11 protein-coding genes are annotated in these 9,670 nt (G+C 32.2%); 8 read left to right on the top strand and 3 right to left on the bottom strand.

The genetic code is table 11. From position 1 onward, the window contains the following. The coding region (locus tag EDC17_RS15955) for a transposase (protein WP_165894451.1) at positions 1-544 on the top strand (544 nt) is incomplete at its 5' end. Positions 545-1,079: 535 nt separating this feature from the next. Here EDC17_RS15955 and EDC17_RS15950 read toward each other — a convergent pair. From EDC17_RS15950 to EDC17_RS15940, 3 genes are read right to left on the bottom strand one after another with little or no spacing between them, the layout of a single operon-like run. Beyond that, entirely contained in the window at positions 1,080-1,484 is a 405-nt protein-coding gene (locus EDC17_RS15950) for a hypothetical protein (RefSeq protein WP_132779143.1), read from the bottom strand. After that, positions 1,481-2,131 carry a cyclic-phosphate processing receiver domain-containing protein gene (locus tag EDC17_RS17115; protein ID WP_207895792.1) on the bottom strand — a complete coding sequence of 217 codons (651 nt, stop codon included), beginning with the start codon at positions 2,129-2,131 and terminating at the stop codon, positions 1,481-1,483. Before EDC17_RS17115 ends, EDC17_RS15950 begins: the two co-directional genes overlap by 4 nt. Continuing rightward, positions 2,112-3,017 (bottom strand): helix-turn-helix transcriptional regulator, encoded by a 906-nt coding sequence (locus tag EDC17_RS15940; protein WP_132779141.1) that lies wholly within the window; start codon positions 3,015-3,017, stop codon positions 2,112-2,114. Before EDC17_RS15940 ends, EDC17_RS17115 begins: the two co-directional genes overlap by 20 nt. Before the next feature lie 578 nt (positions 3,018-3,595). Here EDC17_RS15940 and EDC17_RS15935 point away from each other — a divergent pair. The 7 genes from EDC17_RS15935 (at position 3,596) to EDC17_RS15905 (ending at position 9,643) form a co-directional block, all read left to right on the top strand. Further along, positions 3,596-4,669 carry a hypothetical protein gene (locus EDC17_RS15935; RefSeq protein ID WP_132779140.1) on the top strand — a complete coding sequence of 358 codons (1,074 nt, stop codon included), beginning with the start codon at positions 3,596-3,598 and terminating at the stop codon, positions 4,667-4,669. 55 nt (positions 4,670-4,724) lie between these two features. Continuing rightward, complete coding sequence (locus tag EDC17_RS15930) at positions 4,725-4,949, top strand: DUF6140 family protein (RefSeq protein ID WP_132779138.1); 225 nt, start codon at positions 4,725-4,727, stop codon at positions 4,947-4,949. A gap of 3 nt (positions 4,950-4,952) precedes the next feature. Further along, on the top strand, positions 4,953-5,429 hold the full coding sequence (locus tag EDC17_RS15925) for a hypothetical protein (RefSeq protein WP_132779136.1): 477 nt from the start codon (positions 4,953-4,955) through the stop codon (positions 5,427-5,429). A 108-nt stretch (positions 5,430-5,537) separates the two neighbouring features. Continuing rightward, a complete protein-coding gene (locus EDC17_RS17110) occupies positions 5,538-5,765 on the top strand; it encodes a type I restriction-modification system subunit M N-terminal domain-containing protein (protein WP_207895791.1) in 228 nt (75 codons plus the stop codon). 81 nt (positions 5,766-5,846) lie between these two features. Beyond that, positions 5,847-7,286, top strand: a complete 1,440-nt coding sequence (locus EDC17_RS15915; RefSeq protein ID WP_165894450.1) for a DUF262 domain-containing protein — start codon at positions 5,847-5,849, stop codon at positions 7,284-7,286. Further along, positions 7,276-9,315 (top strand): DUF262 domain-containing protein, encoded by a 2,040-nt coding sequence (locus EDC17_RS15910; protein ID WP_132779132.1) that lies wholly within the window; start codon positions 7,276-7,278, stop codon positions 9,313-9,315. Before EDC17_RS15915 ends, EDC17_RS15910 begins: the two co-directional genes overlap by 11 nt. A 4-nt stretch (positions 9,316-9,319) precedes the next feature. Then, entirely contained in the window at positions 9,320-9,643 is a 324-nt protein-coding gene (locus EDC17_RS15905) for a type I restriction endonuclease (protein ID WP_207895790.1), read from the top strand. The last annotated feature ends 27 nt before the right edge of the window (positions 9,644-9,670 follow it).

Genomic DNA, 9,670 nt, shown 5'->3' with positions numbered 1-9,670 from the left:
ATTGGGTGCACATCTGCCAGAATGTCTAGAAATAACCTCTGTTTTCAGAGGATATATTTTGGATATTTTTGGGTGCATATACTCCGGATTATACATTCATCTCGCTTACAGGGAAGGCAATCAAGAAAAGACATTATGCCTGCGCAAAGTAAGATATCGCGATGAAAAGGGCAGAATGTATGATTTTATTACCAATAACTTTGAAGTCAGCAGAGAGGAAGTCGCTTTTCTTTATAAGCTTCGTTGGAATATTGAGCTACTCTTCAAAAAATTAAAGCAAAATTTCCAGTTACATTACTTTTATTCAGAAACCGAAAACGGCATCAAAACACAGATTTGGAGTACCTTGATCGCCCAATTACTATTGCAGGTCTTAAGAGTGAGATCGGAAAGCAAAAAGGCATTCTCCACCATGGCCGCTCTTATTCGAATCCACCTTATCAGCTATCTAGAGCTATTTTGGATGGTGGAAAATAGCAGGAGAACCTATGTCAAAATCCACAAAAAGAAAAAACCTCCCGCTATACAAACCGAATTATTCTAAAATAGGGGGAGGTAGGTTTTTGTAAATTCAAAAATACATACTGATAAACAGTATGTTAGATTTTTATTGACTAAAAAAAATTTTACCCGTTTGGTAGTGAAATAATATATAATTTCACTTTTTTCTTATCCCGAACTCACGTTAAAATACCTACATACAGTTCTTCATTACCCCAAGTAATGTCAAAGCCAGAGTCATGCGAATAGAGTAAACCCTTCTTTAACTGTTGTTCATGCCCATACACATAGTCATCTTTAAAGACTTCTGTAGTTTGGTTTTAATGTAAAATTCAAAATCCATAAGCATATAGCTAGCATCACCTATGCACAAGATTTGCTCGAATAAATGTTTTGCTAAGTCATCCGAACTCTTAAGAATAGATTCTTTATTATCATAGACTATCTCAATATTTTTTATCATTATATTATTTAATTAAAGTTATTAACTTATTATAATCCAAGTATTTATGGTTCATTTTTCAAACTTAATGAAAATTCTTAAATCATCAAGATTTTCTAAAATTATTCCTGACTGCCTAGTCATACAATTCCCAATACTGATCATCAATAAATTGCAGAAAATTTTCAGAATCAAAGACTTCTTTTAAATCACCATCTTCATCTTTTATGTAGAAGGTGCCTTCCTTTTTCATAACACCTGAATAAGACATATTGGCTTGATAAGGCGCATTAAACAAATATATTTTCCTCTCTTCGATACATACTTTGTTTAGCACTGCATGAATAAAAAGAACTCTAGTTTTACGTTTTACTTCTTCTAAATCGTCAAGTAGATCTAAATAAAAGGACGGTTGCTCGAATTGATCTACTTTCAAATCATTCTTTAAAAACCATTTGGTTGGTATTAAATTAATTGTTTCGAATTTATTTGAAATCTTATCGATTCTGTTGCATAAGGTTTGTGATTGTTGTTGTTTCATAATTTTATTATTTTTTTTGACTTTAGGAAATTATCCCAATAATATTCAATGTTTTCTTTGCCAATAGGATTTTGTGAATGACACAAAACAATTGGAAGTCCGAAAGGTTCTTTTTTTCTCAAATAATGGGCTAACCATTTGCATGCATGATATCCAGATGGATATTCTTCGGCATATTCATTACAGCCAAGATCATGATCTAAGGAAATATGAGTGGGAATTTCATTGTTCTCTACGTAGGTTTTGAATTCCGAAAAAGAACGTACTACAACCCAATCTCTGCACAGATATTTTATTTGCTCTTTTTCAGGGAGGTATACTTTTACGTCATTCGGATTTCTAATGTCATCTAAAAAGATACCCTTTATGAAATAACTTCTTAACATAGTTTGTTGAATAACCCAAGACTTGAATTGATTTTCTTTTTCTTTTGAATTATCCCACCTCCGTCGATAATTTTCATAATAGTTTACAATTTCATTGATGATTATTTTGTATTGATTTTCTGTAAGATCCTGGGTCAATGAACGACTTAAATTGTATAATATCAATCTTTCTGTCTCACTGCTAGATTTAGCTTCCTGAATCAATTTATCCAAAATAGGCAAATAAATAGGATCCCGTGTTTTAAGTTTTAAATATCTCATTCGTCAAAGCTTTTTTATATTCCATTGTTATTCTATCACGTAAGGTACTTGGTGAAATCACGCTTACCGAAGCACCGGCAGAAAGGATCTCCATGATGAAGTCTTGCGTGACATAAATATGTATTTTGATTCTTACCTCATCGTCGTTTTCTTTAACTATTTCCTGAGTGTGATGAAGCGGCATGGTTTTTATGTATTGCCCTTGAAAACCTTTATAAGAGAGGACTATCTCTTCAACCTGATCATTCTTTGCGGGCAATATTATGCCAAAACAATGCTCAAATAATTGAAACGTATCTGCAAGATCAAGATTTGTCTTATATTTTTTGCCGATCGTCAGATGCTGTACACGGTCAATTCCAAAAACTCGTAAATCTTGTTTTTCTAAATCGTATCCCACGATGTACCAACGGTTATTAGACTCTTTAACAAATAATGGTTTCACACTACGTTGCTCTTCATAGCTTTCGTAGAATTTCTTATAACAAAAATGTATCGTTTGATCGTTTTTTATGGCTTTAAGTATAGCAGGAATATTTTCAGTTCCTAACGGTTTTCTTTTTTCAAAAATAATATGTTGTGATTGTTGCCCACTCAAATCCATCAACGTGAATATATCCAACGCCTCCCTATATCGCATACTTTCTTGGCTGGTATCATCTATGTAATATTGATTTTTTGTGCGATTATATTTAATGCTGATGCTCCATAGTTCTCGGATGTCTTTTATTTGTCGTTGAAATTGACGTTGACTAATGGATATATCTTCCCGTTCATATTCCGCATAATTCTCCAACATAGACAAGATTTCATCCCATGAATGTGGTCTAATGGATAGCTTGTTGATTATTAGTTTTTGACGTAGAAGTATTAGTCGATTAACCATAATTAATAATAATATAATGCAAGTATACAATTGTATTGCGACAAAATATGTCGCTGAAAAATATTTATAGTTTTTTTATTAAAACGACATCTTCTGTCGTATTCTTAAACTTTATTTGTAGCAAATACTTATTATTATGAATAATCATGAACTCGAGAATCCATACAGCGCTAAGATGAGAGACCTTAGCTTGGAGGTATGTTTGAAAATTAAGGATAAATTTGAGAATCAACATTCAGCCTACAATTTGTTTTGTCTTTTTTACGGATGTATACCGCAGATAGAAACGTGCTATAATCTAAATTGTAATCGCTTAATACAAAAACTAAGGGAATGTTATCAGGAGCAAATAATTACACAATATTACTGTCGTCAATATGATATCGAACGTGATGAATTGATTAAAACCAACTTTATCATTTTATTAACTCATGAAATCGCAATTCATCTAAATTACTTAGAGCAATATGTGCAAATTTTATATAGTTCAACACATATTCCTGAAGTGAGGAGAATATGGTCGAAAGTTCGTGAGATCCATTTTACCAAACCTGATTGTCAAAATTCAAAATAATATCATGATGCAAATAAATAATATTAATATTTTGGGAGTAGGTGTAGATGGTAAAGAAATTGTAAATCGACTAATTGCTGAGTATTTACTGACTGATGTATATTACCTGCATTATACGGAATTGGAAACCTCAGACGAGTTTTATATTCCATTTCCTGGAACAGTCAGTTACATCTATGGAAAAAAACATGATATCTATGAGGTAGACAAAATAGATCGTGCCAAGTTGAAAGAAATCTATAAGACATTTCATTCCGATACGATTATTATCCTGTCTTTGGCAGAGCCTATTTCACAATTCATATTAGAAGATTTGCTGGGTTCAACTTATAAGATCATTGTTCGATTTCCTTTTAAGTTTGAAAATACAGGTCATTATGAGCGTGCTAAAGATTTGTTAAAAAAGATTGAAAATAGACCCAATACTTGCATTATACATACTGATGTATATGCCGAAGCTGTCAAACCAGTATCCTTTTTTGGTATCAAGTATCAGTTGTATAGAGCGCAAGCAACATATGTGGCTACGTTGCTAGGTCATCTTCCAGCAGGAGATGAGCTTGTTAGTCTGCCACTAAACTATCTATGCCGCGATCGCGTCTCTTTTGTGATCGATCCTAATCATATAAATTTTGATAGGAAGACATTCGAGCAATCCATAAGTAGCTTATTAGGTCTTATCCTAGATGATACCTTTGAAACCTTGAAAATAGAAAGCTCAGCATGTAATAGGGACTATTTTCATTATATCAAACCTGAAAGTACATTGGGTCTATTATCTTTTAGTATGATTATGCTTTATTTTAAGAAAAAATTAAAGGTTGAGGCTAGCTATATGATATGGGGAAGCGAAGCTTACGATTTGAATGTATTACTGGATAATGGATACGAAATGTTCATACCCGAGCAGTTGCAGGTACTTTCAGAGGGTTATAATTATTTGAAGAGTAGATTAACGGATAGCAATTTCGAAAAAACAGTGGGTGATAGATTGCTCAGTTCAATGCGTCAATACATTGTAGAGATCAAGACAACTTATTTGAATAATGCATTTTTACAAGCTTTATCAATTGTTTAGTATTATTACATATTTATTTCATATTTTGGAAACACTAAATTATTAGCCATCATATATGAGCTTATTTTTAATCACCGTCAAGCAGCGCGTCGCTGCAAACAGAACAGTTTTGGAAAAAGGTATGACCATCGAAGTGTCAGCACATATGCCTTCAGATTTGTTTTCAAATGGAAGTATTCCCGTTCGAAATGCATTTATGAATAAATATGGCGTGGATCTTATGAAACTAGGTGGACCTGGTGCTATTTGGCAATATTTTGATATCAAGAAAATTGGATAAATTATGAATAACGAAGACCTAAATTACTACAACAGAATGATTGCTAACTTTCATGAATACATTCAAGACAGAGAACATGAAGGTGCAAAATCAATTATGAGTTTTATCGTTTCTACCCATGTGGACAATATCGTTGCTTTTGAAGCTACCAAAACCGATAGTTCAGAATCTCTATATCAACAGGATAAATTAAACGAAATTACATCCCTTTTACAGAGTGTCCAACAAAGCTATCCTTACTATTTTCCGGCATTGGATCTTCAGGATTTGGATGCGATTAAGGTGTATCATCAAAAATATATGGATGAATTGTTAGAAGATGAAGATTTTGCTCGGGATATGGGTGTTGAACCTCGAAAAACAGTTTCTATCTATGATGACGACGATGATGATTATGAAATAGCTGAATATGATGAGGATGCTGAGTTGGATATGATGTTTCCCAATCGGGAAGATGATGATAATTGGGATGATTTTTAATTAAATTTATCGTATATAATTTACGGATTCCCGTATTGATTTATCCTCTAAAAAACGCTATTTTGTAAGGCAAATCGAAAGATTATTAACTCGATCATATTCAATTAAATGGCAGTTAAAAAACGCGAATTATATAGCTCATTATGGGCATCTTGTGACGAATTACGTGGCGGTATGGACGCCTCTCAATACAAAGATTATGTGCTCACGATATTGTTTGTGAAGTACATAGGATTTCTGATCAAAGAAGGAGAGATGTATTACCTAAAAATGGAATCAAGTTCGTGGAAATCGATTATACTGATTTTAACCATGATAAGAAACATCGAATTATGAGAGACAAGGTGAAAGATTTGGAGGTGGTTAGGAGGAAAGTCGAAAGTACCATGAAAGGAATTTAATAGAAATTAAATGTATATGTCTGAGATTAGTTCCGGAAAAAATAAAGCTGAAATTTTACCCATTGAACAGTTTTTAAAAATCAAAGATATTCGAATTCCCGAGTATCAAAGACCCTATAGATGGGAAGAAAAGAATGTTGCTCAGCTTATTAACGATATTTTTATTCATAAAGAGAAAAGCAGATATAGGTTAGGAACGGTAGTAATTCATCAAAATAATATTAAGGGTGAAAATAAATTGGTTCACGATATCGTTGATGGTCAACAACGATTCACGACCTTACGCATCCTTTTGTATGCTTTGTATAAAATTGTACATACAAATTCAGCTAATTTTGAAACCTACATTATTGATAAAGTTTCAGAATTAAAAAAGGAAATAGATACGATACCCATCTATTATACCAATAAAGAAAGTATCAAGCAGATTAGAAATAACTACCATACAGCTATTCGGCTACTCAATAAGTTTGACACCTTAGGTATTAAAGCATTTATTGAAAAATGCGAAGTTGTGGTTTTTTATATCGCTGATATTACAGAAGCATTTCAGTTTTTTGATTCGCAAAATGCTAGAGGCAAAGATCTGTATCCACACGACTTATTAAAAGCATTTCACTTACGCGCATTTGACAATAAGGAACAACAAAAGCAGGTAGAAATAGTTGACCAATGGGAACAATATGAGTCTAAAGATTTGGCCAATGTTTTTGCCATCTATCTATATCGGATAAAAGGATGGGCGGATCAGAATTCGTCAAGAAGGTTTACTAAAAAAGATATTGGTATGTTTAAAGGAATCAATATCTATTCGGACGATTTGTTTCCTTATATGCGTCCTATCCAAATAGCGCACACATTTGTCGATCACTATAATTCAAATTTCGAAAGAAATATCGATAAGCAAAAATTCGATTACCCGTTTCAGTTGGATAGCATTATGATTAATGGGTGTCGTTTTTTTGAATATACCGCCTACTATAAAAAAATAATTGAAGGGTTCAAAGAGCGCTATGAAGTCAGCGTATGGAATGATGAACTGTCGGCTACGCAAAAGATATTTTATTTAGCCTATCATAACTCAAAGAGTTATAGAGATGGGGAAAAATATTTATTATCCTTGTTTGAATGCTTGGTAATTTATTATTTAGATAAATTCGGATATGCTGAATTTGATTATTTTTTGGAGAAAGCCTTCGTATGGGTGTATTCGCTTCGATTTAAATATCAGCGTTTAGGATTTGATTCGGTGGATAATTTTGTAGTTGAAAATCCGAACATTAATTTATTTCATCAAATACGAAAATTCATTTCACCTGAGCAAATTATCAATATCGATATTACGCCAATATATCCCACTGAACAAATGGTGAAATCCTATTCGATAGTTGGGAATGACCGTATAGATTTTAGAATAGGTACCTTCTTTAAAAATAAAATGTACTATGCAAATTAACAATCCAGATTTAAACTCATTTACAATAAAAAGATTGTTTACAAATGGTGATGTTTATATTATCCCTGTTTATCAAAGAAATTACGAATGGGGTAAAGAGCAAATTGAGCAGTTGTTAATGGATATAAAGGATTATTTTTCAGAAGAAAGGGAAAAAAACTATTATATAGGAACATTAATCGTTGATAAACTCTCGAATAGACAAAATCAGTATGAAACTATTGACGGACAACAAAGATTGACTACACTTAATATCCTTTGTTGTGCGATGAAAGAATTGCAAATAGATATAACTGATGCGTTTAGCCAACCTATTATACGTTTTGAAAGCAGAAAGAATGCAGACGAAACAATTCGATATATCTATGAAAATGGAAGTAAAGAAGAACCAAAATTTTTGAAATACAATGTTGGGATTTTTGATGGTATAAAATATGCTGTCGAGATTTTAAAAAAGATTAAAAATGAACTTCAGTATGAATTTGAAGCATTCATTCGTTACTTTTTGGAGAAAGTTCATATTCTAAGAGTTCAAGTTCCAGAAGACACAGATATGAATCATTATTTCGAGATAATGAATTCAAGAGGGGAGCAACTTGAGAAACATGAGATTTTGAAAGCCAGATTGATGAAAGAGTTGAATGTGGCAGAAAATTCGTTTTATCTTAGGAAGCAATTGAATTATATCTGGGAAGCCTGTGCAGATATGTTTACTAACATTCAGTTACATTTTTCTAAAGAGTACAGAGGAAATCTTTTTGGAAAAAACTGGTATCATTTTACACCCAAAAATCAAGAAGAACTCTTTAATATTTCGTTTTTTAATGAGGGAAACGAATCAGAAGGCAAGAGAGATGCAATTATCTTTACTGAAATACTAGACGAACAAAAGAGTATTAATGACATCCTCCATGAAATGTATGATTCATTACTGATTAACGAATCAGAAGGAGAACAATTTCAGCCAATTATTAGTTTTGAGAATTTTCTTTTACACGTATTAAAGATACAGGAAACGGACTTAGATATTAATTTGGATGATAAACGATTGCTATTATTTTTCGATAAGGCTCTAGAATACAAAGTAGATAAGGTGTTGTTTGTTAAAACATTTGCTTATAATTTATTAAGAGTACGTTTTTTACTGGATCAGTACATCGTTAGAAGAAAATATACAAATGGAACAGACTATTGGAGTTTGCAGTGTATTAAATTTTATAAAAAGAACGACACAAGAGAAACAGATAGCTATAGCTATGTAAATACGTTTAGTGAAGATACCGACACAGAGCAACTCATAAAGATATTGTCAATGTTTCATGTTTCTACACCAACTCAAATATATAAATATTGGTTATTAGCAAGTCTATATTACCTAAATGAGAATATGATGTTTGATGATGAAAAAAATGATAAACCTATTCATATTTCTTCTATGCAGTATGCCGATTTTCTAGAGAATACTGCTAAATGTTTTATGCTATATAGATTCCTGACCATTGACAAACCTCAAGACTATAATGATATTATTTTTAACACAAAAAAATTACCAGAAATAGAGCCTTTTGAATTTGAGGATAAATTAAGTTATGGGAACATTGAAAATAATCTGGTTTTTAATTACACAGATTATCTACTTTGGAAAAATGATCCAGTAACCTTTAAGGAATATGAATTTAGCTTCCGAAGTTCGGTAGAGCATTATTATCCACAATATCCAATTACAGGTGAGTTTTTAGACACTACACTGAAGAAGGATAATAATAATATTCTAAATAGTAAAAGAGATTTACCATTAGATTTATTAAATTGTTATGGAAATTTATGTTTAATAAGCCATAACAATAATTCAAGATTAAGTAACCATATGCCTAAAGCAAAGAAAGATTATTATATACAAGCCAAAACTAAAGATAGTATAAAACAATTTGTTATGATGGATGAAGATAGGTTCCCAAGTTGGGGAGCTGATGAAATTTTTGAGCATCATAATCACATGATTCAATTGCTGAACGATAATTTATTTTAAAACCATGATTAACCCAATAGAACGCATTACCCCAAACCGTATTATTCAATTGTTTCAAGAACAGTTGGGATATACCTATTATGGTAATTGGGAAACGCGTGAACACAATAGCAACGTAGAACAGGTGATATTGAAAGAGAATCTTTTGCAACGTGGTTATTCCGAAACCTTAGCAAATAAAGCGGTGAAGGAGGTGTATGATGCAGCTAATACCAATGCAGGTTCTTTGTACGATCGTAACAAGACTATGTATTCCTTACTTGTATATTCCGGTGATGTGCACCCAGTCATTCCAGGCATATCCACCCAACATTGGGTTCGTATTTAGTGTTTAAGCATGACAAATTTACTTCTT

This window comes from Sphingobacterium alimentarium, assembly GCF_004342685.1.
GTDB classification, from domain to species: domain Bacteria; phylum Bacteroidota; class Bacteroidia; order Sphingobacteriales; family Sphingobacteriaceae; genus Sphingobacterium; species Sphingobacterium alimentarium.
This window is presented reverse-complemented; position numbering and strand designations above follow the sequence as displayed.